18 protein-coding genes are annotated in these 24649 nt (G+C 56.3%); 13 read left to right on the plus strand and 5 right to left on the minus strand.

Features of this window, described 5'->3' with window-relative positions; translation table 11 throughout:
* Positions 1-46: 46 nt before the first annotated feature.
* On the minus strand, positions 47-3184 hold the full coding sequence (locus AC5FXY_RS15360) for a serine hydrolase domain-containing protein (protein WP_493557582.1): 3138 nt from the start codon (positions 3182-3184) through the stop codon (positions 47-49).
* 591 nt (positions 3185-3775) lie between these two features.
* Here AC5FXY_RS15360 and AC5FXY_RS15365 point away from each other — a divergent pair.
* From AC5FXY_RS15365 to AC5FXY_RS15390, 6 genes are all read left to right on the plus strand, one after another.
* Complete coding sequence (locus tag AC5FXY_RS15365) at positions 3776-4549, plus strand: hypothetical protein (RefSeq protein ID WP_493557583.1); 774 nt, start codon at positions 3776-3778, stop codon at positions 4547-4549.
* An 80-nt stretch (positions 4550-4629) separates the two neighbouring features.
* A complete protein-coding gene (locus tag AC5FXY_RS15370) occupies positions 4630-7359 on the plus strand; it encodes a TonB-dependent receptor (protein WP_493557584.1) in 2730 nt (909 codons plus the stop codon).
* 1 nt (position 7360) lies between these two features.
* The gene (locus AC5FXY_RS15375; protein ID WP_493557585.1) at positions 7361-8512 is read left to right on the plus strand and encodes a DUF4249 domain-containing protein; all 1152 of its coding nucleotides are present in this window, start codon (positions 7361-7363) and stop codon (positions 8510-8512) included.
* A gap of 127 nt (positions 8513-8639) precedes the next feature.
* Positions 8640-9731 carry a DUF4249 domain-containing protein gene (locus AC5FXY_RS15380; RefSeq protein ID WP_493557586.1) on the plus strand — a complete coding sequence of 364 codons (1092 nt, stop codon included), beginning with the start codon at positions 8640-8642 and terminating at the stop codon, positions 9729-9731.
* 183 nt (positions 9732-9914) lie between these two features.
* Positions 9915-12188 carry a hypothetical protein gene (locus AC5FXY_RS15385; RefSeq protein ID WP_493557587.1) on the plus strand — a complete coding sequence of 758 codons (2274 nt, stop codon included), beginning with the start codon at positions 9915-9917 and terminating at the stop codon, positions 12186-12188.
* 41 nt (positions 12189-12229) lie between these two features.
* Positions 12230-12670, plus strand: coding sequence for a hypothetical protein (locus tag AC5FXY_RS15390; RefSeq protein ID WP_493557588.1), 441 nt, complete (start codon positions 12230-12232; stop codon positions 12668-12670).
* 62 nt (positions 12671-12732) lie between these two features.
* Here the strand turns inward: AC5FXY_RS15390 and AC5FXY_RS15395 are convergent, their stop codons facing one another.
* Positions 12733-12921 (minus strand): hypothetical protein, encoded by a 189-nt coding sequence (locus AC5FXY_RS15395; protein ID WP_493557589.1) that lies wholly within the window; start codon positions 12919-12921, stop codon positions 12733-12735.
* Between the two features lie 213 nt (positions 12922-13134).
* Between AC5FXY_RS15395 and AC5FXY_RS15400 the strand changes: the two genes are divergently transcribed.
* The 3 genes from AC5FXY_RS15400 to AC5FXY_RS15410 all read left to right on the plus strand — a co-directional run bounded on the left by AC5FXY_RS15400 (position 13135) and on the right by AC5FXY_RS15410 (position 16290).
* A complete protein-coding gene (locus AC5FXY_RS15400; protein ID WP_493557590.1) occupies positions 13135-13965 on the plus strand; it encodes an ion transporter in 831 nt (276 codons plus the stop codon).
* Positions 13966-14099: 134 nt separating this feature from the next.
* Entirely contained in the window at positions 14100-15398 is a 1299-nt protein-coding gene (locus tag AC5FXY_RS15405) for a carboxypeptidase-like regulatory domain-containing protein (protein WP_493557591.1), read from the plus strand.
* A 235-nt stretch (positions 15399-15633) separates the two neighbouring features.
* The gene (locus tag AC5FXY_RS15410) at positions 15634-16290 is read left to right on the plus strand and encodes a flavin reductase family protein (protein ID WP_493557592.1); all 657 of its coding nucleotides are present in this window, start codon (positions 15634-15636) and stop codon (positions 16288-16290) included.
* A gap of 60 nt (positions 16291-16350) precedes the next feature.
* On the opposite strand, the gene AC5FXY_RS15415 is transcribed toward AC5FXY_RS15410, so the two are convergent.
* Complete coding sequence (locus AC5FXY_RS15415; RefSeq protein ID WP_493557593.1) at positions 16351-17067, minus strand: 3-ketoacyl-ACP reductase; 717 nt, start codon at positions 17065-17067, stop codon at positions 16351-16353.
* 174 nt (positions 17068-17241) lie between these two features.
* Between AC5FXY_RS15415 and AC5FXY_RS15420 the strand changes: the two genes are divergently transcribed.
* From AC5FXY_RS15420 to AC5FXY_RS15430, 3 genes are all read left to right on the plus strand, one after another.
* Entirely contained in the window at positions 17242-18510 is a 1269-nt protein-coding gene (locus AC5FXY_RS15420; RefSeq protein WP_493557594.1) for a tetratricopeptide repeat protein, read from the plus strand.
* Positions 18511-19358: 848 nt separating this feature from the next.
* Positions 19359-20645 carry a T9SS type A sorting domain-containing protein gene (locus AC5FXY_RS15425; protein WP_493557595.1) on the plus strand — a complete coding sequence of 429 codons (1287 nt, stop codon included), beginning with the start codon at positions 19359-19361 and terminating at the stop codon, positions 20643-20645.
* A 186-nt stretch (positions 20646-20831) separates the two neighbouring features.
* The gene (locus AC5FXY_RS15430; protein WP_493557596.1) at positions 20832-22640 is read left to right on the plus strand and encodes a DUF885 domain-containing protein; all 1809 of its coding nucleotides are present in this window, start codon (positions 20832-20834) and stop codon (positions 22638-22640) included.
* 121 nt (positions 22641-22761) lie between these two features.
* On the opposite strand, the gene AC5FXY_RS15435 is transcribed toward AC5FXY_RS15430, so the two are convergent.
* Positions 22762-22944 (minus strand): hypothetical protein, encoded by a 183-nt coding sequence (locus AC5FXY_RS15435; RefSeq protein ID WP_493557597.1) that lies wholly within the window; start codon positions 22942-22944, stop codon positions 22762-22764.
* Positions 22945-23181: 237 nt separating this feature from the next.
* Positions 23182-23694 carry a hypothetical protein gene (locus AC5FXY_RS15440; RefSeq protein WP_493557598.1) on the minus strand — a complete coding sequence of 171 codons (513 nt, stop codon included), beginning with the start codon at positions 23692-23694 and terminating at the stop codon, positions 23182-23184.
* A gap of 132 nt (positions 23695-23826) precedes the next feature.
* On the opposite strand from AC5FXY_RS15440, the gene AC5FXY_RS15445 reads away from it, so the two are divergent.
* On the plus strand, positions 23827-24585 hold the full coding sequence (locus tag AC5FXY_RS15445; RefSeq protein ID WP_493557599.1) for a Dph6-related ATP pyrophosphatase: 759 nt from the start codon (positions 23827-23829) through the stop codon (positions 24583-24585).
* Positions 24586-24649 lie beyond the last annotated feature (64 nt).

A 24649-nucleotide genomic window follows, 5' to 3' on the forward strand; every position in this document is an offset into this window, starting at 1 on the left:
AACCAGCCGGGCGTTTTGCGTTTCAAAGGGGCGTTTGCCAAGAAGGTTACTCTTCCACAGTAGTTTCTACGCGCGGCCGCTCGGCTTGCACGGCTTCAATGGCAATCTGCAGCAGGCCGGAGCGCACACTCATCTCCGTAATCTTATTGTTGTTGCGCGTGGGGTGTACGCGGTTTGTCAGTAGAATTACCATCAGGTCGTACTGCGGATCAACCCAGAAATAGGTGCCAGTGTAGCCGGTGTGGCCATAGCTGAGCTGCGAGGCGCTACGGGCCGAGTTTACCGACGGGTTGGCTGCCGGACGGTCGAAGCCCAAGGCGCGGCGGTTGTCGGGGCAAGACTGGCAGCGGGTGTATTCCTGCACGGTTTCGGGCTTTAGCAGCTGCTGACCGCCGTATTTGCCCTGCCAAGCATACAGCTGCACCAGCTTGGCCAAGTCGTTGGCCGAGCCGAACAGGCCAGCGTGGCCCGATACGCCGCCTAGCAGTGCGGCGCCTTCGTCGTGCACGGTGCCGTGTAGCAGCTGCTTGCGAAACAGGGAATCGTGCTCGGTAGGTACAATGCGCTTTTTGGCGTAGCGGTAAGTAGGGCGCAGGCCCAGCGTGCTGGCGCCTAACGGGCGGTACAGCTCATCGCGCAGAAACGTCTCAAACGACTTGCCGGTCTGCTGTTGCACCAGCTGTGGATAGAGGTAGAAGGACAGGTCGGAGTATACGTAGCCGGGCTTATCGTTCAGCGGCGACTCGGCAATGGCTTTGCGCAGGCGCTCGGGCATGTCTTTGCGCGCCCACATCTTATCGGCCACTAGCAGCGGGAAGCGGGCCGAGGAATCGGCACGGAAAAAGCGGCGGCTCATTTCGGGCACCTCGCCGCGCTTGAGCTTCAGCGGCTCGTGCGGGTACTTGGCAAAAAGGCGGCTGAAAATGCCCTTGGGCCGCGTATAGCCCTGCCAAAACGGAATCCAGGCCTTCAGGCGTGCCTGGTGCGTGAGTACGTCGCGCAGCTTCAGGTCCTTCTTGTTCGAGTCTTTCAGAAAATCAAAGTACGCCCCCAGCGTTTGATCAAGGCTGAATTTGCCTTGGTCCTGCAGCTTCATCAGGGCTGGCGTGGCGGCCGCTACTTTCGTCACCGATGCCAGATCGTAAAGGTCAGAGCTGAGCACGGGGCGGGCGGCGGGACCGTAAGTGTGCGCGCCGAATGCTTTGCGCAGTACCACAGTGCCGCGGCGAGCTATCAGCACTTCACCACCGGGAAAGGCCTGCGCCGCCAGGGCCGCACCAAGCAGCGAATCGACCCGAGCCTCCAGGCGGTTGCTCATGCCTACAGCTTCGGGGTAAGAGTAGCGCAGGCGAAGGCCACCCACCGTGGGCATCCCCGCGCCGTAGCCGTAGCGCTCCGATACTGCTACCGGTAGCCGGCCGCTGGCTCCCACACCTCCGAAGATGATCTGGGCGGCCAGTTCTTGGGCGTTCTTGCTTTCCTGATGCGCCATAATCACGGCGTCGGCCTGGTTCACGTCACGCAGCTTGGCCACGGCATACGTGTTGCCGAACACCGATACCACCATTTTCTTTTTCAGCCCGGCTAGTTCGCGTAGCAGCACGTTTTCCTCGGCCGAGATGCCGAAGTTGGTAGCCGGAATCCGGCCCAGGTTCTGCAAACCCACCAACAGCAGGTTGTAGCCTTTAAGCTGGTCGCGCAAGCGGGCTAACTCATCAAGCGTAGCAGTAGCCGGGATGGAAAAGTGCGCTGCCGGGGCGTAATCGGCTACCATGCGCTGAAAGTCGGTGGTATCCTTGGTGCCCAGCATGACGGTGGCAATGCGCAGCGTATCGAGGCTTTGCAAGGGCAGAATGTTCTTCTGGTTACGCAGCACCGTCATGCTCAGCTCCTGCAGGCGCTGGGCGAGGTACTGAGCGTGCGGTTGGTTCAGATCAGCCGTGATGTTCTTCAGCTCGATGGGGCGGTACTTGTTCAGGCCGGCCCACTGCTTCAGCGCCAGCACGCGGCGGCAGCGAATGTCAATATCGGCCTGCTTGACGCGGCCCGAGTCGATGGCGGCGCGCACGGCCTGCAAGGCCTTGGGCACGTTCTTCGAAAACTCCAGAATGTCGTTGCCAGCCAGAATGGCGCGCACGTCGGCCTCGCCGGGCGGGTACTTGCTCGTCACGCCCTTCATGTTCATGGCATCGGTGAAGATGATGCCCTGATAGCCCATCTGCTTCTGCACCATATCCGTCACGATGCCGCGCGAGAGGGTAGAAGGTACACCGGTGGTGTCCAGTGCCGGAATGTTCAGGTGGGCAATCATCACGCCGCCCAGGCCGCGACCCATCAGTGAGCGAAACGGACCGAGTTCCAGCGTGTCGAGCCGGCGGCGGTCGGCGCGGATGAGCGGCAGGGCGAAGTGCGAGTCGGCATCGGTGTCGCCGTGACCGGGAAAGTGCTTGGCTACGGCCAGAATGCCCGCATCCTGCATGCCCTTCATGTACTGATAGCTTTTCTCCGTGACGTTACGCTTGTTTTCGCCCCAGGAGCGGAAGCCGATGACCGGATTATTGGCGTTGTTGTTTACATCCACCACCGGCGCGAAATTCACGTGCATGCCCAGGCGGCGGAATTGGTAGGCCACTTCCTGGCCCATGTCGTAGAGCAACTCGTTTTGCTGCACGCCGCCCATCGTCATCTGGTAAGGAAAGCGGACCACGCTATCCAGGCGCATGCCTACGCCCCACTCGGCATCCATGGCCACGAGCAAAGGGACGCGGCTCTGGGCCTGGTAGCGGTTCAGCAGCCGCGACTGGCGCACCGGGCCACCTTGGAAGAAGATTAGCCCGCCAATACCGCTCTGCTGAATCAGCGCCGAAATAGAGTCTTCATCGATGCGCTTGCGGTTGGAATACGCTGCCACCATGAAGAGCTGTGCCACGCGTTGATCGGGCGTGAGCGTCTTCATTACCGAATCAACCCAGGGTGAATTCAGGTACCTCAGAAACTCCGGCGCGCCGGGAGCGGGCTTGGCCGGCGCAGGGGTTTTGGCCGTGCCTTTTTTCGGCGGGGCCTTTCGGGAGCCAGGCTGAGCCTGACGGGTGCGGGCTTGCTGCGCCGCTGCAGGCTTTTTAGTTGGCTGCTTTTTCCGCTGTTGGGCCGATAGCGTCAGCGGCCCAAGCAGCAACAGCAGCATCAGGAGAGTCTTGGAGAATCGCAAAACGGATGGGGTAGGAGTGCGCTGCGAAGTTAAGGCGAATGAGGCAGGCGACCTTAAAGCGCCTACGCTCTTACTCATGTTCCTTGACTCTGAACAATATAGCGTTTTCAATGTAATTGCTCAGACATCTTGTTTATTGCAGTACCAAGTGCGCTCATGCCTTCCGCTGCCACATTGTTGACTCACGTGGTATTGTTGAGCATTAGCTTAATTATTAAAATGACGTCCTGCTCGACGCCTGACAAAGCCGATCCGGCTCCTGCGGTTACAACCGGGACCATTATGAGTTGGGAGCTTGTTGCCCCAGTGGTACTTACGGCAGCGGTACTGCGGCATGTAGTATTGATGGATCTACACCAAGTTACTATGAACTTCACGCTGCTTGGCGCATGGCTCTCAACGGCGCCCGGTGAAGCTTTTCGCTACCCAAAGCAACCATTCAGCTACGTTTGCTTCTCCTTGTCTTGGAAGGTTATAGCCGAACTAGGTCCCAAGAATGAACTCGGTTGAGCTAGTGCCTTCTGTTAATCATTGACTCGCTCGTCTGCTGCAGCTACCCTATTGCCTATGTGGAAACATTTATTCACTTGTTGCGCACTGCTAATCCTACCGGTGTGCGGTAGTCGGGCCTGGGCCCAAACCACGCCTGTAGCACCGGCCGACGCCAGTGCGCTTTTCTCGGCTACCCAGCACATGCACCAGCGCTACCGCGAGGCACTGGGTAGCGGTGTTTCGCTCTACAACGGACCGGTGTACGTCAATTACGTTCCCGGAAATAACCCTAGTCACCAGTTCTTTCTGTCGGATAAGGAGCTAAACGGAAGCATCCATTACGACGGGTACGAATTCCCGAATGTGCCGCTTCAGTACGACATCCGTCAAGACTTGGTGCTGACCAGAAGTTTTGATAACCCTACCAAGCTGCGCCTGATCAGCGAGAAGGTCAACTACTTCATTATTGATGGGCGCAAGTTCGTGCGGGAAGTAGTCCCGACTGCATCAGAAGGAGTGCTGCGAACCGGCTTCTACGAGTTGCTTTTCGACAATGGAAACCAGCTTCGGGTGTTGGCCAAGCGCACCAAAGAGATGCGTGAAATTCTGGAACGCGGTACTTCCCGAAAGGAATTCTCAAACGTCGACCGCTACTATGTCGTGAAGGCTGATGCCTACTACGCAGTGGGTAGCAAGGGTTCGGTGCTGGCTGTTTTCAGCGACCGGAAGAAAGAATTGAAAAAGTACATCAGCGACCAAAAGCTGAAGTTTAGAAAAGACCAGCGGACGGCTTCCATTGTGCAAGTGGCTGCTTATTATAACGAACTAAGCAAAGCTGCAGCAAAGTGATGATGCGTAGCGTTACCCTGAAAATCAGGTTTCTAGTCCTGTTAAAGCCGCTGGGTTGTCTGTTGTTATGTTTGCTCCTGATGGGCAACGCACACGTAGGCCTAGGGCAGCAAAAGGAAAGCACACCGATAAGCGGGCAGTTTTCTAATGTTTCGTTCGAGCAATTTGCTCAGGAAGTTGAACGCCAGTCGCCGTACCGGTTTTATTACGAGCCCACCACGGTAGACAGCGTACGCGTAACTCTTACGGCTAGTGGGCAACCGTTACCTGCCGTCCTTGATGCCATTTTTAAGCAAGGTGAACTGCGCTACGCCATCGATGACAACAACCGAGTATATATCACTACCGGTCAGGCTATTCAGGCGGAGTTACCAGATGCCTTTTTTCGCCGCGAAGGTGCAGTGGCCAGCAAGGAGCAAAGCGGTGATGACCCCCTGGAAGGTCTTAACAAACCCAAGTCTAAGCGACAAACCGAAAGCAAACTTTACGAAATAGGGCAGGGGGGCAATTCCAGTGGCAAAGCCACTCTGGGCGGGCATGTGCGCGATATAAATACCGGGGAGCCCGTCATCGGGGCCACCGTGTACGTGGAGGCGCCGTCGGTCGGAGCTTCTACCGATCAGTTTGGTTACTACTCTCTCACCTTGCCACTGGGGCGCCATACCGTGCTGGTGCGGGGCATTGGTATCAAGAACACCAAGCGAAGCATCCTGCTGCGCAACGATGGCAAGATGGAGATAGAAGTGGAGGAAGATATTACCCCGCTGAAGGAGGTCATTATCGAAGCCGAGAAAGATAAGAACGTGGCTGGCATGCAAATGGGCCTGGAGAAGCTGGATATCAAGACCATTCGGCAAGTACCCACGGCCTTCGGCGAAACGGACATTCTGCGCGTGGTGCTCACGCTGCCGGGCGTAAAATCAGTGGGTGAGGGCAGCACGGGTATGAACGTACGTGGTGGTGCTACCGACCAGAACCTGATTCTGTTCAACGACGCGGTGGTGTACAACCCGGCTCACTTGTTCGGCTTTTTCTCGGCTTTCAATCCCGACATCCTGAAGAACGTGGATCTGTACAAAAGCGCCATCCCGGCCAAGTACGGCGGCCGCCTTTCTTCGGTGCTGGACATCACTACCCGCGACGGAAACAAGAAGAAATTTTCGGCTACGGGTGGCATAGGCCCGCTTACCAGTCGCCTCACTCTGGAGGGCCCCATTATACAGGATAAAACCTCGGTTATCATCAGTGGCCGCTCCTCGTACTCCGACTGGATCCTGCACCGCCTGCCCAACCGCAGTTTTCGGGAAAGCTCCGCTTCGTTCTATGATCTGAGTGGCCACATCAGTCACGAAGCCAGCGAGAAAAACGCATTGTTCGTGACCGGTTACCTCAGCCGCGACCGGTTCAAACTAGCAGCCGATACGACTTATGAGTACCTCAATCAGAATGCGAGCCTGAAGTGGAAGCACATCTTCAACAACCGCCTGTATAGTGTGGTGACGGCTGCTTACAGCCACTACGGCTACAACATTCGCAGCGAGAAGAACGCAATAAACGCCTCGGAACTTTCCTTCCGCCTGAACCAAGCCAACGCGCAGGTTGATTTTAGCTATTTCCTGAATCCCAAGCACACCGTTGAGTTCGGGGTTAGCTCGCAGTTGTACAACATTGCTCCCGGTAGCCTACAGCCTCTCGGGGCAGAGTCGCTGATTAAGGAAAACATCTTGAATCGGGAGCGGGGCTTGGAAAGCGCCCTGTACTTATCAGACCGCATCGATCTGACGCATCGGTTTTCGGTTTCGCTAGGCCTACGCTATTCCATGTTCAATGCGCTGGGGCCGAGTGATGTACGTCGATACATGCCCGGCGGTCCGCGCAACGAAGGCACCTTGCTGGATACAGTTCGCTACGGCGCCAATCAGATGATGGCTACCTACCACGGCCCCGAATACCGGGTTTCAGCCAAGTATTCGCTCACCGACAGGTCGTCGGTGAAGGCGAGCTACAACCGTACGCGCCAGTACATTCACATGCTGTCCAATACGGCCTCCATGTCGCCAACGGACATCTGGAAGTTGAGCGACACGCACGTCCGGCCGCAGGTGGGCGACCAAGTAGCCCTTGGCTACTACCGCAACTTCAAGGACAACACTATAGAAGCCTCCATTGAGACTTATTACAAGCTCATGCAGGATTTCGTGGACTACAAAAGTGGCGCGACGCTGGTGCTGAATCGTAGCATCGAAACCGACGTGGTAAATGCCGAAGGCAAAGCTTACGGGGTGGAGGTAATGGTGCGCAAAACCACCGGCAAAATCAACGGCTGGGTGAGCTACACCTACTCCCGCTCCCTGCTGCGCGTGAACAGTGGCACCACCTCCGAAATGATTAATGGCGGGCGGTACTATCCCAGCAACTTCGACAAGCCGCATGACTTGACGATGATTGGGAACTACCGCTTTAGCCGCCGTTTTAGCACGTCTCTGAACCTTACCTACAGCACGGGGCGCCCGATTACGCTACCGCTGGCCAAGTACTACGTGGGCAACTCCGTACGGGTGTTGTACTCCGACCGCAACGCCTATCGGGTGCCCGATTACTACCGTGCCGACTTGGCCCTGAACATTGAGGGCAACCACAAAGTGAAAAAGCTAGCCCACAGCTCCTGGACGGTGGGCGTGTATAACCTGACTGGCCGCCGCAACCCATTCTCGATCTACTACAAGTCCGAAAACGGCACCATTAAGGGCTATCAGCTATCGGTATTCGGACAGCCCATCCCCACCATTACCTACAACTTCAAGTTCTGAGATGAGAAACGGAGCAAGCATTTGGGGTAAAGTATGGCTATTGCTGGTTTGCCTAACAAGCTGCATAGACCCCTATAACCCGGCAATAGACGAAGCCGACACCAACTTTCTGGTGGTCGATGGTTTTATCAATGCCCGGGGCGTTAGCACCATCAAACTCTCGCGCACTTATAGCCTGAATTCCATTGGGCAGGCTCCGCCTGAGATACGCGCCCGGGTTTTCATCGAGCAGGAAGGCGGCTCTAGCTACGCGCTGACGGAAAGCACCAATGGTACCTATTCCTCGGCGGCGCTGACGCTGGATGCTACCCGAAAGTACCGACTACACTTCTTCAGTAACAATGGTAAGGAGTACGCATCGGACTTCATGGCGGTAAAGATCACGCCTGAGATTGATGCCGTGAGCTGGAAATTTGGTGGCGACGGTATTCAGGTGAGCGTCAGTACTCACGACGAAACCAACCAGTCGCGCTACTACCGCTGGAGCTTCGACGAAACCTGGGAATTTACCTCCGCCTATGAGTCCTTTTTTGAATACCGTAATGATCAGGTAGTGCGGCGGCAGTTTCCTCTGATCTATCGGTGCTGGAGTACCACCCCAAACACCGCCATCAGGCTTTTCAATACTACCCGGCTTACGCAGGATGTAGTATCCGAGTACGAGCTTATTGAAGTATCGCAAACGTCGCCAAAGCTGCGTTATGGCTACAGCATGTTGGTAAAGCAGTACGCCCAAACCCCGGAGGAGCACGCCTACTGGGAGCAGCTGCGGCGCAACACCGAGAGCATCGGCACCTTGTTTGACCCGCTGCCCTCGCAGATAACCGGCAATGTACACTCCCTTTCTGAGCCGGATGTACCGGTTATTGGTTACGTAGGAGTGTATTCTGAGTCACAGAAACGCTTGTTTATTCCCCGCTCCGAGCTGCCCCCCACGTGGCAGTCGGTAGACCCGTTTTACCGGGAGTGCACCCAGCTCGATACGGTGATGGTGGCGGACATCCGGCTCTGGTTTTCCCGCTTCTTCGAACTGCCCGTGGATGCACTCTACGGGCCCGACGGAAACATATATGCTTACACGTCCGCGTCGGTTAAATGCGTGGACTGCCGCGTCCGGGGGACCAACATCCGTCCGTCATATTGGCGTTATTAAGCGTGTTATGGCTAATTATTCTACGGACGGATTTGAACATTCCTGCTTGGTCAGAAGCTTAGCTGTTCATTCGTTGCAGCAGTTTTACTGTGTGTTCATGCGATGGGCGTGGGTGCTTCTGCTCCTTATGGCCGGGTGCATCGACCCCTTTGATCCGAAAGTGCCCGAAGCCGCCACTAGCTTCTTAGTGGTGGATGGCTTTCTTAACGGCCAAGGAATTAGCACTATTAAGCTCAGTAAAACATACAATTTGAATGCCTCGGGTCAGCCTCCCGCTGAAGGTGGAGCTCGGATGTTCATTGAGGAAGAAGGAGGAAGCCGATTCAGCCTTGCGGAGGCTCCGGCAGGAACTTACAAGTCGGCGGCGCTAACGCTGAATCCGCAACGCCTATACCGACTGCAGTTCGTAACCCGCTCCGGCCAAGAGTACGCCTCTGATTATACCCGGGTGCAGGTTACGCCAGAAATAGAGTCGGTGAAGTGGCAATTCGGCAGAGACGGAATTGTCATCAACGTCAGCACTCAGGACGATGACAGCAAGTCCCGCCACTTTCGGTGGGAATTCGATGAAACCTGGGAGTTTACCACACCTTATAATTCTACCGTTGAGTATGTGAACGGGCAGATGCGGCGGCGGTCCAACAATATCTGGCGCTGCTGGCGTACTGAGAGCAACACCTCCATTCGGCTGGCTAATACCACTCGGCTTACCCGCAATCAAGTTGCCGATTTTCAGCTCCTGGAGTTGTTTAGCAACAGCATCAAGCTACGTTACGGCTACAGCATCTTGGTAAAGCAGTATGCCCAAACCCCGGAAGAGTACGCTTACTGGGAGCAGTTGCAACGCAACACCGAGAGCATCGGCACCCTGTTTGATCCGCTGCCTTCCCAAATAACCGGCAATGTTCGTTGCTTATCTGATCCGACTACTATTGTGCTGGGCTATGTAGGGGCTCATTCCGTAGCGGAGAAAAGGCTTTCTATTTCACGAAGCGAGCTAACCCAGGCTTTCCGACACCTTGATCTTGATTATCGGGGCTGTAGTCCCGACACAGTCTTTGTTCCCGACATCGTCAGGTACTTCACCGGGTCCTACGTGACACCCATTGACCCAATAGTAGTGGGAGGGCAGGTAATAGCGTATTCTGTAGGCCCCACCCGGTGCGTAGACTGCCGCGTGCGTGGTACGAATGTGAAGCCAGCTTTCTGGCCATTTTAGTAGCAAGGCAGCATGATAAAAAATACTAAAACGAAGCCAGGCCGGCGTAGCTGGCAGGTGTTGTCGCTATTTATTTGTGGCTTGGTTTACACAGGTATAGCCCATGCCCAGCGCCAGCCGGCTTCAAGTATACACCAAGCTTTTGAGGCGTACAGCAAGCGTGATGTTCACGAAAAGCTGTTCTTGCACCTCGACCGCAGCTTGTACGTGAGCGGTGACATGATGTGGTTTAAGGCGTATGTGGTGGATGGTATGCGCCATCAGGCATTACCCCTTAGCCAAGTGGCTTATGTGGAAGTGCTGGACGCCAAGCAAACACCCGTGTTGCAGGCCAAAATCGGGCTGAAGCAGGCGGTGGGCCATGGCTCGTTTCAGCTGCCGGCTACGCTGCCGTCTGGCAACTATACCGTGCGGGCCTACACCAATTGGATGAAGAACTTCGGTCCGGAGTATTACTACCATAGCTTTGTAACGGTGGTCAATACTTTTGCTGCATCCTTGCCTAGCACCGCCGCCGATTCGGTCGGCGTCGACGTTCAGTTCTTTCCCGAGGGCGGCAGTTTGGTAAAAGGCCTGGCAAGCAAGGTAGCTTTTAAGGTAACCGACAAATCAGGCAAGGGGGTAAATGCTGAGGGCGTATTATTGGATAAAGCCAGCCAAGTAGTCGCCCGCTTCAACACCTTGAAATTTGGGATGGGCCAGTTTACGTTTACGCCTGCTGAAGCGGGCAGCGACTATACTGCCGTGGTGAAGCTGCCCAACGAGCAGAATGTCACGCGCAAAGCGCCAACGGTGTACGAACAGGGCTACGTGATGAGCGTGGAGCGCATCAGCCCAACGCAGCTGAGCATTGCGGTGGTCAGCAACGTGGTCAATGAATCCAACGAAGAAATATTCCTGCTCGGGCACGCCGGGCAGCGCACCTTAGTGGCCAAAAGCATGCGGTTGGCCAACGGGCAGGGGCGTGTGCTACTCGATAAGGTCACTTTGCCCGAGGGGATATTACACTTCACTGCGTTCAACGAACGAAAGCGGCCTGTGTGCGAGCGGCTGTATTTCCACCGTCCCAAAGGCCAGCTTGGCATTGCGGCAGCCACTGATAAAAACCTGTACGGCACACGCGACAAGGTAAACCTGAACCTGAGTACAATGGATTTGGCGGGAAAGCCCGCTGCTGCAAACCTGTCGATGGCGGTTTACCGCTTGGATTCGCTAGCGGCTTCAGCTGGTCCGGCAGATATATACAGCTACCTCTGGCTGAGCTCCGACCTACGGGGTACCATTGAAAATCCCAGTTACTATCTGCAAGCCAATAGCGCCGAAGCCGAAGAGGCTACCGACAACCTGATGCTCACGCAAGGTTGGCGCCGCTTCAGTTGGGAAAAAGTGCTGTCGGAGAAGGTGGAGCCCGAGCAGTATGCTCCCGAACTCAATGGGCACCTGATTCAGGCGCAACTGAGCAACAAAGGCACACCAGCTAAAGGCATTCCCGCTTTTCTAGCGGCTCCCAATCGGCAGGTGCGGTTGTATAGTGCGGTCAGCGGTGCCAATGGGGAGCTTTTGTTTGAAGTAAATGACTTCTTCGGCCCTAAAAACGTAGTGCTGCAAACCAACATGCGGCAGGATAGCACCTACCAATTCCAGGTGTTAAGTCCTTTCTCGGCCAGTTTCGCCCGCCGCCCCCAAGTGCCGCTCAGCTTGGAAGAGCGTCACCGGCCCGACCTGACTTCGCGGCACTTGCAGATGCAGGCCCAAAACGCCTATTTCCGCCGGCAATTGCAGCCATTCGCGTTGCCACTGGCCGATAGTGCCGCTTTTTATGGCAAACCCGATGAGCGGTACCGCCTCGATGATTACACCCGCTTCAAAGTAATGGAGGAGGTAATGCGTGAATACGTTCCTGGCGTGCAGGTGCGCATTCGGAAAGATGGGTATCATTTCATGGTGGTGGACCCCGTCAACAAGTCTCACCTCTCCGAAGATCCGATGGTCCTGTTGGATGGAGTGCCCATCTTCAACACCAATAAGGTCATGAAAATTGATCCGCTGAAAGTGCAGACGCTGGAAGTGGTAATGGGGCGCTATTCGCATCGGGGCTTGATCTACAGCGGTATCGTGAGCTACACTACCTACAAAGGTGATTTGGCTGGCGTGCAGCCCGACGCCCGTGCCCTGGTACAAGAGTATGAAGGCCTGCAGTGGGAGCGTGAGTTCTACGCGCCACGCTACGAAACCGAGCAGCAAAAGCAGAGCCGTCTGCCCGATCTGCGCAACCTGTTGTACTGGAACCCCGACGTGGTAACGACAACTACCGGTCCGAAACAGTTGGAGTTTTATACAAGTGACGAGCCCGGCAAATACTTGGTAGTAGTACAAGGTCTGGGAGCTTCGGGCTTGGCAGGAAGCAAGATCTTTACGTTTGAAGTAAAGCAGCCGAACGTAGCACAGGCTAGATAGCCGAAACTAGCTCTGCCATAAAAGACGAAATCTTCATAATCATGCAACCGGCGTTACGCCTAGCATTTACGCTGCTTTGGGGACTGCTCCTGCTGGCGGGGTGTGGGAAGCGCGTTGAGGAGCCAGTGGCCTTTGAGTTGTACGCTACCGGCATGGCTTCCAGGTCTCCCCGGCAGGGCATCACCGTAGTACAAGGTTTGGTGCAGCCGCAGACAGTGGTGCTGACTTACCGGGTTTCCGATGGGCAGCAGGAGGAAAGTGGCGAAATGGTATTGGAAGGGCAGGAGCGGGTGCGGTGTCTGAAACTGCTCCAGCAAACTCGATTGCGCGAAGTCAAGGAAAGTAGCAGTGGCCTTGAGGTAACCTTGATGGATGCCTCAGGTCAGCGCGTAACTGGCCGCCCCGAAAATGCTGATGCATGGGCGGCTTTCGCTAAGAACTTGGCCAAGCGGAGGGCTGCTGATAAATTCCCTGCTCAGTAAAAAACAAGGCGACACTTCGCATGAAGTGTCGCCCTTAGGTGATGTTTTGGAAGCGAAGGCGCTTAGCACCAGCGGCTCATCTTGAAGCCGGGCTGAGAAGCAGGTTGAGTACGTTCGGGAGCGGTTTCAGGCTCGGCGTGACCGGGCTGCTGCAAGCGACGCGGCCGCGGCGAGCGAAGCGGATCATTCGGCCGCGCCGGTGGCAAGCCTACATGAGAATCGGTAGCGGGATGAAACGGATGCTTGGTCATGATGGTAAAGGAAGTGGCGGCCCGGTGGCGCCAGTGCGGTAGCCGTTGTATACGGCGCGCTAACAGCTAAGGCTGAGTTATTTGGATTTATTTATCGGGGGTACAGCAACATTTTTGCTGCACGCAGTGGCCCATGGTGCGGCATAACGCATGCATTCTACGTAATTCAGCTACCAGCGCTTCTCCACGTGGGCGCTGCACCCGCTTCCATCCATGAATCTTCGTCCTCCCGACTCTGCCCCGCGCTGGAAACGTGATGCTTACGTAATCATTTTCGAGGCCGACACGCCGGCGGGTCGTTACTTCGACGTGGCCTTGCTGTGGGCTATTGCGTTGAGCGTGTTAGCCGTGATGCTGGAAAGCGTGCGCGAAATAGATCAGCAATACGGGCCCTACCTGCGGGCTGTAGAGTGGTTTTTTACCGGCATATTCCTACTCGAGTACATTCTGCGCCTGCTGGTGGTGCGGCGGCCGCTGGCGTACGCCTTCAGCCTGCTGGGCATAATCGATTTTCTGGCTATTGTGCCCACGCTGCTCAGTTTGTTGCTGGTAGGGAGCCGTTACCTGCTCGTTATCCGGACGCTGCGACTGCTGCGGGTGTTTCGCATTTTCAAACTTGGGCGTTTCCTGGGCGAAAGCGAATTCATCGTGGATGCCTTGAAAGCCAGCCGGTTTAAGATTTTGGTATTTCTGACGGCGGTGCTGACCATGGTGGTTGTGGTGGGCACACTGATGTATGTGGTCGAAGGCGGGCAAAACGGCTTTACCAGCATTCCAAAATGCATCTATTGGGCCATCGTTACCATTACTACGGTGGGCTACGGAGACATTTCACCCGTAACGGTGCTGGGCCAAACGCTGGCCTCCATACTCATGATTATGGGGTACGCGGTGATTGCCGTGCCCACAGGCATTGTATCAGCCCAGATGGTGCAGCACCGTCCCGGTACTACAAACCCACGGCCCAAGCCCTGTCCCCAATGCATGCAGGTCGAGCACCGATCCGATGCCCTGTTTTGCTGGCACTGCGGCCATCAGTTGTAATGCTCTGAGCTAGCTCGAGGCAATGGTCAACCGGTGAGTGTCGGCCAGCGGGCGTAATTTTACCCGGCATGCTGCACATGGAACCCGTGCCAGGGTGCGTTTGTAGAAGCTCCAAACCACATCTTCCCTCTCAAATGCGTTTTGCTTTGGTTGTTTCTGTTCCAGCTGCCGTGCAACGGCTGCTTCTCTCTCTGAATCGGCCCGTCTTGAACTTTGGGTTGATGGTGGCGCTGATGCTGAGCGTGGCGCAGGCTGCACAGGCGCAATACGTCATCCGCGGCACCGTGGTCGACAAAGACACGCAGGAGCCGCTGCCGTTCGTGAGCATCGGGGTAAGGAACTCCACCAAGGGCACGGCTAGTAACGCCAGCGGCGAGTTTTCCATCAATGTCGACCGGCTGCCGCAGACGCTGGTATTCAGCGAAATTGCCCACATCCGCGACACCGTCCGGGTTGGAAGTGTTGACAAGCCGCTGCAGGTGAGCCTGGCCACCACGGCCATCACCTTGCCCGAGGTGAAAGTCGGTAGCTATGCTTATCAGCTTGTGGACCGGGCTTACCGCCACATCCAGCGCAACTACAACCGTAAGTACTACGGCCAGGCCTTTTACCGCCAGGTAACGCGCATCGATGACGAGCCCACTGAACTGCAGGAAGTAATCTGGAACGTAAAAACCAGCAATGCCCGCATCGACGGTACCGATATTGCCCAAGGGCGCTTTGCTGCTACACAGGCGGTGATGAGCTTCAACAATTTCTCGCTGTATACCAAAGCATATGGCCTCTACGATGCCCAGGCCGATAGCGCGGTGTCATTGGCCCTGCTGAGCCCGAACGTGGTGAAAAACTACCACGTAGAGCTGGTACGCGTGCTGGGCGACGACGAAAGCGGTGTGGCCGAAATCAATTTCGAAACCCGGCCGGAAGTGAAGGGCTACAAGGCCGAAGGCACGGTGTGGATCGATGTGGAAACCTATAAGGTGCAGCGCTTCAAAATCGCCATGCCCACGTTCAACGCTTCGCTCAGCAATCCAACTTACAAGTTCACCAATACCAAACTGGCCATCGACATGGTGTTTCAACCCACAGACGATGCCGTGTCGCCGCTCGACCATATCCAGACCACGCTGGCCACGGAGCTGGTGCGGCCCAAAAATCCGAACTCCAAAATCAACGTGGAGGCTTTTACCTTCTTCTACAATACTAACCAAGCGCAGCCCACTGGAATTCGCTATGCCAAGGCCAGCGCCGGTGAGCGGGACTTGGAAACTATTCGCGGACTGAAATACGACCCTTCTTTTTGGGCCAACAACCCCGTGGTGCAGCGTACGCCGGTGGAAGACGAGGTCATTCAGGCTTTCGAGAAGAAGGGCGCTTTTGGTACGATGGTAACGCCACCCACCCCCAAAAAACCCACCCGCCGGCTGCAGTAACAGCTTTCGGTGCCAGCACGAAAAAGCCCGATCAATGCGAGTTGATCGGGCTTCGCAGTTCCTGACGGTCGGCTGCGGCGGCAAATCCACCGGACAGTTGCTAGCATGGGTATGCGCGTCATCAACCGTGCCTCAGTAAATATTGTTTTAAAGCTATTTAGCTTGAAACAATACCCTGAACCCGGTGTTATTGCTGCCTTGTTAGCCTCCTGATCATCCTTTCTTGCCCCGCCGCATGCGCCACATCACCGCCGCCGATATTCAGGCATTCGACAAGCTGTACCGTCTCAACTTGGTCAATGCCGTAACTGGCTACAAACCAGCCAACCTCATTGGTACTGCCGATGCGGCCGGTGCTACCAACGTAGCCATTTTCAGCTCCGTACTGCACCTCGGCTCCGATCCGCCTTTGCTGGGCATGGTCACGCGGCCAAATTCAGTGCCGCGCCACACGTACGAAAACATCAGAGCCACCGGTTGCTACACCATCAACCACGTAGCGGCCGAGCACGTGGCAGCGGCGCACTACACCTCGGCCAACTTTCCGCGGGAGCAGTCGGAGTTTGATGTCTGCGGCTTCATACCTGCCTTTCGCGACGGATTTGCGGCGCCTTACGTGGCCGAAAGCCGCATCAGCATCGGGCTACGGCTCCAACAGGAAATTCCTATTCCGCTTAATGGCACCGTGCTGCTCATCGGCAGCGTGGAGCACCTCTACGTAGCGGAGGAAGCCTTACTGCCCGATGGTACTCTGCACCTGGCCGCCGTAGACACCGCCTGCATTTCCGGCCTCGACGGCTACCACCGCGTGCAGCCCTTGGCGCGGTTTGCTTACGCCCGGGTAGGGGAGGGAGCGGTTAGAATAGAAGAAGAGCCCGAAACCGGAAGCTAGGAGGCGGAGTTGATAACGCAAGCTGCTCATTCCTGCCTCCTCGCTTCCAGTCGCCTACGCTTACGGGTTCGTCGACCACAGGCCGGCTTCCTTCAGGAATACCCGGCGTGGCAGGCGCAACTGCGCAATAATCAGCTCGGCCAAATCCTCGGGCTGCATTACCTTTTCGGGGTTGCCATCGGTGAGCTTTAGCTCCACGGCCAGGTCTGTGGCTACGGTGCTGGGCGTAAGGGCCGAAACACGGATGTTGTGCTTGCGCACCTCCTGCATCAGCGACTCGGTGAGGCCCAGCACGGCAAACTTAGAAGCGCTGTAAGCACTCGTAACGGCTGCACCGGTTTTGCCCGCCGTCGACGAGATGTTGATGATGTCGCCGGCTTGGCGCTCAATCATGCCGGGCAGCACGGCACGTGTCACGTAATAGGTGCCGAGTAGGTTTACCCGGATGATGTGTTCCCACTGGCTCGGCTCCAGCTCTAGGAACTTCCCGAAAGCGGCCGTGCCGGCGTTGTTAATCAGGATGTCAATGGAGCCTAGCTCGCGGCTGATTTGCTGAGCAGCTGCCGTAACGGCTTCTAAGTCGGCTACATCGGCGGCCGCTACGCTGGTTTTTGCACCTAATGCGTTTAGCTCAGCGGCTACTTCCTGCAGTTGCTGGCTCGTCCGCGCAACCAAGCCTACGTTTACGCCTTCTTTGGCCAGGGCCACTGCTATGGCCCGGCCAATACCTTTGCCAGCGCCCGTGACCAGGGCGTTTTTGCCTGCTATTGATTCCATCAAATGGGTGTGTAGGTGAAAAGGATGCTATAACCCATTTGAGCGGGTCAGGGTTATAACTGTTGAGATACTTCTGCTGATCATTTCGGCTGTTCCGGCCGTAGTGGCGTATGTTAGCAGCGCTGCCTTATTCGTTCACCCACAAAAAACCTGTTGACAGCTGTTTCTGCCCATATGCCCGTGCCCTTCCGCTCCATCTGGCTGCGGTGCTGCCTGCTGGTGCTCTGCCTGAGTGCTGCCGCCAGCGCCCAGGCCCAACGAACCGATACTACCCGTCGCCAACAACCTATCCGCAATATTCAGCTGGAGAACGTGGACGTGGCGCCGGGAGCGGTGGATACGAAGAGTTGGCTGCTGCTGGACAAGGACATCCAGCTGGAACTGGACGGGGCGGTGCGCAACCTCTACAACTTCAAGTACGACCGGGCCGAGAAGCAGTTCCGCTCCTTGCGCCGGCGCTACCCGCAGCACCCGATGCCGTACTTTTTGCTGGGGCTGAGCCAGTGGTGGAAGATCGTGCCGACGAACGTGCAGACCAAGCTCTACGACAAGCCCTTCTTCGCCTACATGGACACGGCCATCGCCAAGGGCGAGGCGCTCTACCGGCAGAACGCGCAGAACTACGAGGCCTGCTTTTTCCTGGCCGCCGCCTACGGCTTCGACGCGCGCCTGCACGCCGAGCGGGCCGACTGGCGCAAGGCCACCATCTCGAGCAAGCGCGCCCTGGACTATTTGCAGCGCAGCCAGGAGGCCAACGGGCTGAGCCCGGAGTTCCTCTTCGGCCAGGCCCTGTTCAACTACTACCAGGTCTGGATTGCCGAGCACTACCCCTTGCTGCGCCCCGTCATGCTCTTCTTCCCCAAGGGCAACCGCCAGCTCGGCCTGCAGCAGCTGCGCCACGTGGCCGACAACGGCTTCTACACCGGCACCGAGGCCAAGTTCTTCCTGATGAAAATCCTCTATAACGAGGAAAAGGACGCTGTAGCCGCTTTGCCCGTGGCGCGGCAAATGGCTACCGATTACCCCGACAACGCCTACTTCCAGCGCTTTTACGCTCTGGTGTGCTTCAATCAGGGTGAATTCGACGAGTGTGAGCGAATAAGCCGTGACATTCTCGACAAGATCAACCGCGGCTATTCCGGCTACGAGGGCATCAGTGGGCGCTACGCCACCTATTTCCTCGGCTGGCTTACCGAAACCCGCGACGAGGACCTTGCCCGCGCTACCGAGTACTACCAACGCTGCATTGTATTCGCGGAAAGCACCGGCGAAACCAAACAGGGCTTTTACGTGCTGGCGCACCGCCGCCTCGCTCGCCTCGCCGCCGACCGCAAGGATGTGGCCACGGCCCGGCGCTACTACGCCGTGGTTGAAAAAAACACCGACAAAAAATCAGCTGAACACCGCGAGGCTAGAGAGTACCTCAAGCGCAACAAGAAATAAGGCTACTTAAGAACTCATCTTGAGGTCATGCCATGACCTTACCACGCTACGAACAGCTCTGACTTCTATGGTATTGCTTTTTGCTTACGATGCGCGACATGCGCAAGGAGACAGGTCGTTGGCCAAAAACACACTGCCTAAACGGATACAGTAGCCACTCCTGAGCTCTTCGCTTTTCCTTGGCCTTGGGCCTTCCCTTCTTGGAAAGCTGTCCGGCACGCTTGGAACCGTAATCATGATGGGGTAGGCACGCGCTTCATCGCGTGTGTCATCAGCCAGTATGCCTTAGCTAACTCATATGCGCGCCATAGGTGCATGTACGCTGAGCATAGCGTGGTGGTAGCTGGGGTAAATCGTAGGAATAGCAATTACCCGAGGTCAAATTATTAGGGACGAAGTACACTGCATCTGCAGTAACCGGGCGCCTCGCTATGCGGTGCATGCTCTTCTTGTTACGCTCGTACTTATATCGTTATAACTAAATAGGTGTTTGTATAGCTTTTTGAATATCAAACAGTTCAGGAACTATTATGCGAAAAATATCTGCAAAAATATCACTGAAAAATCAGCAGCTCAGCTAGACCAACTGTTGTGCTTATTCGAGTTGGGGTAACTTTGATTGCTGTGTAACCACATGATATCCAATGCAATACAGCGGGGCAGGTTGCTCGGTTAATTGGCCTATATCCTAATCTGAATATTTACATAAATAATATAATAAATTCTTTGTATAATCCTTAATCGACATCCAATAATAGTGAACATCGTAAAAACCACCAAATCGGAAACCAAAAAACTTTGACTCATGACACAGTTCGACGCTTTGATTTCCACAACCCTGTACTCATATGAAATCCACCATACTCACTTTTGTTTTCTTCTGGATGGCGCTGGCCACCACCTTTCACGCTCATGCCCAAGTTACCTACACCTCCAAACCGGGTGGGGGTAGATGGACCGACCCCAACACTTGGACCGTATCGGGCAATAACAACGGCTTCCTGACACCGGCCAACCAAATCCAGAACAACGGGCAGGATGCTAGCAACAACATTATCGTTATCAATTCAGCAGTAGAGTTAGACCTCGATTACACCATTTGCGGTGCCCAGGGCAAACTTGTTATTGGCCCGAACGGTTCACTCACCGACGCTAACAACGCCCACAATCTTTACTTCGGTCAGCAGCAGCAAGCTGCTATGGCCCGCCTCGAACTCGATGGTCGCCTGAGCGTGTATAGCGCCAGCTTCTACAAAGGCGAAGCCGACATCAGCGCCGGCGCTGTACTCAACACCGAGTGCAACTTGTCGTTGGAAAACCAGTCCCGCCTCAACGTAGAGCCGGGCGCCACCCTCGACATCGACGGCAACCTGATGGTGCGCCAGGGCAACCCCACCATCCAAGGCTCAGGTCTGCTGTTCATCAGCGGCTGCGTACTGACGAACAACAACGGCTCGTTGAACGGCCTGTTTGGCCCCAATCTGCGGGTATGTGTGCAGGGCCAGCCTAATGACTGCGCTACCGAAGGCATAAACTGCTCGCCGCGCATCCAGGAGTACATCACCATTGACGGTTGCCGCACGGCTCCGCTGCCTGTAGAACTGGCTAGCTTCACCGCCCGCTTCGCGAATAAGCAAGTGCAGCTGCAGTGGGTAACCGCCATGGAAAAAGACGCCGCTACCTTTGCTGTAGAGCGTTCGGCTGATGGCCGCGAGTTTGTGACGGTAACCACCGTACGTGCCGCTGGCAACTCCAGCACCCGCCGCGAATACGCAGCTTACGACCAGAACATGCGCTCGGGCCTGAACTACTACCGTCTGAAGCAGACCGACACTGACGGCACGTTCACCTATTCGCAAGTACTGACCGTGCAGGCTGGGGCCGCTGAGCAGCAGCTTACTGCCTACGGTACCGCCGGCGCCATCACGGTAGAAATGCAAACTGAGGCTGTGTGCCGCGCCATCCGGGTAATGGATAGCATGGGCCGCGTACTGCACACCGAAACGATGCCCGAAGGCGCCACTGGTCTGCTTACCCGTCAGATTCCGCTGCGCCAGCCCAACGGTGGGGTGTACATCGTGCAGGCTGTCACCTCAGGCGGTACTGTAAGCAAGAAATTCTACCTCCAGCAATAGTCCACCCAGGTATCCACCCGAAGCCCACAAGGTTCTAGCCTTGTGGGCTTTCGTATTTTAATGCTAACCGGATTATGGCCCGGTGCAGCCCCGCCGCGCTACCCTCATCCTTGGCCTCGGCCACTGGGTGTTTCGGTGGGTGCCGAAACCGCTTAGCTTTAAGCCCTACTTTACTTCTGCTTTCCCATGCACAAACGAACCCTTGCGGCCAGCCTTCTGGCTGGTGCCCTGCTGATGGGCTGTTCGCAGCAAACCAAAAACGAAACCCAGACCGGAAGCGGCGCCCCTTCGGCTACAACGGATGCCAACGACCTGAACTCGGTCTTTAGCCGCTACTGGGAGGAGAACTCCAAGCTGTTTCCGCTGGAAGCTACCGCGCAGGGCGACAACCGCTACAACGACCAACTGCCCAACGACAACACGGTCGCCTTCCGTCAGCAGCTGCGCGATTTTTATCAGAAATACCTCAACGAGCTGAAGAACTTTGACCGGGAAAAACTGTCGGAAAACGACCGAATCAGCTATGATATCTTCCGCTACGACCTAGAGAACAAGCTGGAAGGCTTGGCGCTGAATACCTGGATGATTCCGTTTCAGCAGTTTTGGGGCTTGCCGCTGACCATGGGCCAGTACGGCTCCGGCGAAGGCATCCAGCCTTTCAAAACCGCCGAAGACTACGATAACTGGCTGGGCCGCGTACGGGGTTTCTCGGTGTGGGCTGATTCGGCCATCGTTAGTTTCCGCAAAGGCATGCGCGCAGGCGTGGTGCTGCCCCGGCCGCTGGTGCAGAAGATGATTCCGCAGATGGAAGCCATGGTGGTAACCGACCCCACCAAGAGCCTGTTCTACGGGCCCATCAAGAAGTTTCCCGCGGGTGTGTCGGCCGCCGACAAGCAGCGCATCACGGAAGCTTACCGCACGGCCATCATGAACGAGCTGGTGCCCACGTACCGCCGATTGGGCGAGTTCCTGAAGACGGAGTACCTGCCGGTTTCGCGCCGGAGCACCGGCATCTCGGCGGTGCCCAGCGGCGACAATATCTACCGGTACTACGTCAAAAACTGGACTACTACCGACAAGGCCCCCGAGGAAATTTACCAGACGGGCCTGGCAGAAGTAAAGCGGATTCGCACGGAAATGGAGCGCGTAAAAGCCTCCGTAGGCTTCAAGGGCGACCTGAACGCCTTCTTCAACTACATGCGCACCGATAAGCGCTTCACGCCTTACAAGACGCCGGAAGAGGTGCTCAATGCTTTCCGTGGCATTCAAACCACCATTACCCCGAATCTGAACAAACTCTTTGGCCGCACGCCCAAGACGCCATTTGAAATCCGGCAGACCGAAGCCTTCCGCGCTGCCTCGGCTTCGGCCGAGTACAACCAGGGCAACCCCGATGGTTCGCGTCCCGGCATTTTCTACGTGCCCATTCTCGACGCCAAAACCTTTAATACCACTTCGGGCATGGAGTCGCTGTTTTTGCACGAAGCCATTCCGGGCCATCACTACCAGATTTCGCTGCAGCAGGAAAACGAAGGCTTGCCTAAGTTCCGCCGCTTTGCGTGGTATGGGGCCATGGGCGAAGGCTGGGCCCTGTATACCGAAAGCCTGGGCAAGGAGCTGGGTCTCTATACCGACCCCTACCAGTACATGGGCGCGCTCGGCGACGAGATTCACCGTGCCATCCGTCTGGTGGTAGATGTGGGCATGCACACCAAGAACATGACGCGCGAACAGGCCATCAAGTACATGATGGACAACGAGGCAATCAACGAGCAGGGCGCTACGGCTGAAATTGAGCGCTACATGGCCATTCCCGGGCAGGCGCTGTCGTATAAAATTGGTCAGCTCAAGATTCAGGAGCTGCGCGCCAAGTATCAGCAGCAACTAGGCGATAAGTTCAAGATCAGTGCCTTCCACGACGAGTTGCTCAAAGACGGCGTAATGCCGCTGGCTGTGCTAGAGCGTAAAATGGACGCTTGGGCAGCCCGTCAATAGTCTTCAGAATCCATGTAAAAAGCCCCGCAGCAGTGCTGCGGGGCTTTTTGTTATATATGAATCTAAATAAGGTGGAGTCATAAGGTGGAGTCTAGCTAAAAGCAGCAAATAGACAAGCAGGCTAGTTGGAAGCCAAATCGTTATCCATCACTTTGCTGTTGCTGTCTTGGTCATGGCGTGAGGTTTGCCCCGCACGGCAGTGCCGGCCGTATCTGTGGCGGTAAGAATGGCTGGCAGCTGCGTTACGACGGCCGTTATTGGCGCCGTCACCGAGGGCATAACGTTGGAAACGGGAGTAGGACATAACAGGGAATGGTAAGTGGGAAGAAGGAGGGAGCTGCTTCCTTTTACGGCGTACGGTAGAGGTTCAGTTGCTCCCCGCTTACTGATTATTGTGCAGAAAAACACGGATATACGCTCGGCTCATAATGCGTATTTGCCATCGGCCCACGGCCAAATACGGAGGGGAGCAAATGGAAAAGCCGTCCACGGAGGAGTTCCGTGGACGGCTTTCATAAGCGGACAGCAAACAACTGGTATGTTACTGGTTATTGTTGCTCTTGTTCGCCTGCTCGTTGTTCCTGTTTGACTTAGGAGAAGTGTTACCCAATTGGGGCTCACTGCCCGCATTGGGGGAGGTTTGGCGCGGAGCGTTGTTCATGGTACCACGCCCACCGGTAGTCCCAATCTGAGGGCCGTTGGTGGTGCCAGGTACTTCTGAGTCCGTGCGGCCCCGGTTCGTCAGGCTACGGCCGCTGGTAGTGCTGGTGCCGTCGGTGGTACCGCTTTGGGTATACTCCGAAGTATTCTGATTGCCATAAGGCTGCGAGCTGCGCGCTTCGGCTACGGTGCGGGCGCCCGATGTAGTACCAACAGGGGTGTATACTGCGCCGCCGTTGGAAATGCTGTCGCGGTCGGTATCCTGACGCGTGGCTTTGGGAGCGGTGGCAAAGGAATCTAAGTAGTGGTCGATACCGGGTTCGTAGCGACGGTCGCAGGCAACTACGGCTAGCAGGAGCAGGGCGGCGCCCAGCACAGAGGAGGTACGGGACATAATAGAGGCAGTATTGGAGTTGAAATGCATCAGCACGTGCAGCTGTATACGGAATCAACCGGCTTTATGGCTAAGCCGCGTTACGCTGTGGCCAAACTCCCATCTTTGTGCCGTTACCCAATTTTACTTGTTGTGACCAACGCTGTACTTAGCTGGAGCGGTGGCAAGGATTCGGCCCTGTGCCTGTACCACGCCCTGCGCGACCCGCAATTCCGCCTTACTCACCTGCTGACCACCCTCAACGAGCATTACCGGCGCGTGGCCATGCACGGTGTACGGGCCGAACTGCTCGATGCTCAGGCCGAGCGCATCGGCCTGCCTCTGGTTCCGGTGTGGCTGCCCGAAATGCCTTCCATGGAGCTGTACGAGCAGCGCATGACCGCTGCGCTGCAGCAACTGGCTGGGCAGGGCGTGCGCACCTCTGTGTTTGGCGACCTGCACCTGCAGGACCTGCGCGCCTACCGCGAGCAGCAATTGGCGCGCGTGGGCTGGCAGGCTGCTTTCCCCATTTGGCATAAGCCAGCAGTGGAATTGCTGGCCGAGTTTTTCGACTTGGGTTTCAAGGCCGTGGTGGTATGTGTGAACGAGCAGCACCTTGATCAAAGCTTCTGCGGCCGTGAGTTGGATCGGGACTTCATCAAAGACCTGCCCACGGGCGTAGACCCCTGCGGCGAAAACGGCGAGTACCACAGCTTCGTCTACGAAGCACCGTATTTCAGCGCGCCCATCGCCGTACAACGCGGCGAACTGGTGCGCCGCACCTATCGGCCGGCCACTGCCGATTCCCGGGACACTCAGAACGACTGCTACCGCGAAGAGCCAGACCCATTTCAAGCGGCCTTTTGGTACTGCGACCTGCTGCCTGAAACAGCTGCCAATCAACCTAATTAGTACCAAACCTGTCTTACGCAAAAAAGCCCGGTACTGAACTTGCTTCAGCACCGGGCTTTTCCGT

This window comes from Hymenobacter sp. FMD4, assembly GCF_058932745.1.

Excerpts from the sequence above, each read along its gene's own strand:
- AC5FXY_RS15375 (WP_493557585.1), top strand. The coding sequence starts at position 7,361 with ATGAGAAACGGAGCAAGCATTTGGGGTAAAGTATGGCTATTGCTGGTT.
- AC5FXY_RS15410 (WP_493557592.1), top strand. The coding sequence starts at position 15,634 with ATGCGCCACATCACCGCCGCCGATATTCAGGCATTCGACAAGCTGTAC.
- AC5FXY_RS15380 (WP_493557586.1), top strand. The coding sequence starts at position 8,640 with ATGGCCGGGTGCATCGACCCCTTTGATCCGAAAGTGCCCGAAGCCGCC.
- AC5FXY_RS15420 (WP_493557594.1), top strand. The coding sequence starts at position 17,242 with ATGCCCGTGCCCTTCCGCTCCATCTGGCTGCGGTGCTGCCTGCTGGTG.
- AC5FXY_RS15425 (WP_493557595.1), top strand. The coding sequence starts at position 19,359 with ATGAAATCCACCATACTCACTTTTGTTTTCTTCTGGATGGCGCTGGCC.
- AC5FXY_RS15370 (WP_493557584.1), top strand. The coding sequence starts at position 4,630 with ATGGGCAACGCACACGTAGGCCTAGGGCAGCAAAAGGAAAGCACACCG.
- AC5FXY_RS15435 (WP_493557597.1), bottom strand. The coding sequence starts at position 22,944 with ATGTCCTACTCCCGTTTCCAACGTTATGCCCTCGGTGACGGCGCCAAT.
- AC5FXY_RS15430 (WP_493557596.1), top strand. The coding sequence starts at position 20,832 with ATGCACAAACGAACCCTTGCGGCCAGCCTTCTGGCTGGTGCCCTGCTG.
- AC5FXY_RS15415 (WP_493557593.1), bottom strand. The coding sequence starts at position 17,067 with ATGGAATCAATAGCAGGCAAAAACGCCCTGGTCACGGGCGCTGGCAAA.
- AC5FXY_RS15400 (WP_493557590.1), top strand. The coding sequence starts at position 13,135 with ATGAATCTTCGTCCTCCCGACTCTGCCCCGCGCTGGAAACGTGATGCT.
- AC5FXY_RS15405 (WP_493557591.1), top strand. The coding sequence starts at position 14,100 with ATGCGTTTTGCTTTGGTTGTTTCTGTTCCAGCTGCCGTGCAACGGCTG.
- AC5FXY_RS15440 (WP_493557598.1), bottom strand. The coding sequence starts at position 23,694 with ATGTCCCGTACCTCCTCTGTGCTGGGCGCCGCCCTGCTCCTGCTAGCC.
- AC5FXY_RS15360 (WP_493557582.1), bottom strand. The coding sequence starts at position 3,184 with ATGCTGCTGTTGCTGCTTGGGCCGCTGACGCTATCGGCCCAACAGCGG.
- AC5FXY_RS15395 (WP_493557589.1), bottom strand. The coding sequence starts at position 12,921 with ATGACCAAGCATCCGTTTCATCCCGCTACCGATTCTCATGTAGGCTTG.
- AC5FXY_RS15390 (WP_493557588.1), top strand. The coding sequence starts at position 12,230 with ATGCAACCGGCGTTACGCCTAGCATTTACGCTGCTTTGGGGACTGCTC.
- AC5FXY_RS15365 (WP_493557583.1), top strand. The coding sequence starts at position 3,776 with ATGTGGAAACATTTATTCACTTGTTGCGCACTGCTAATCCTACCGGTG.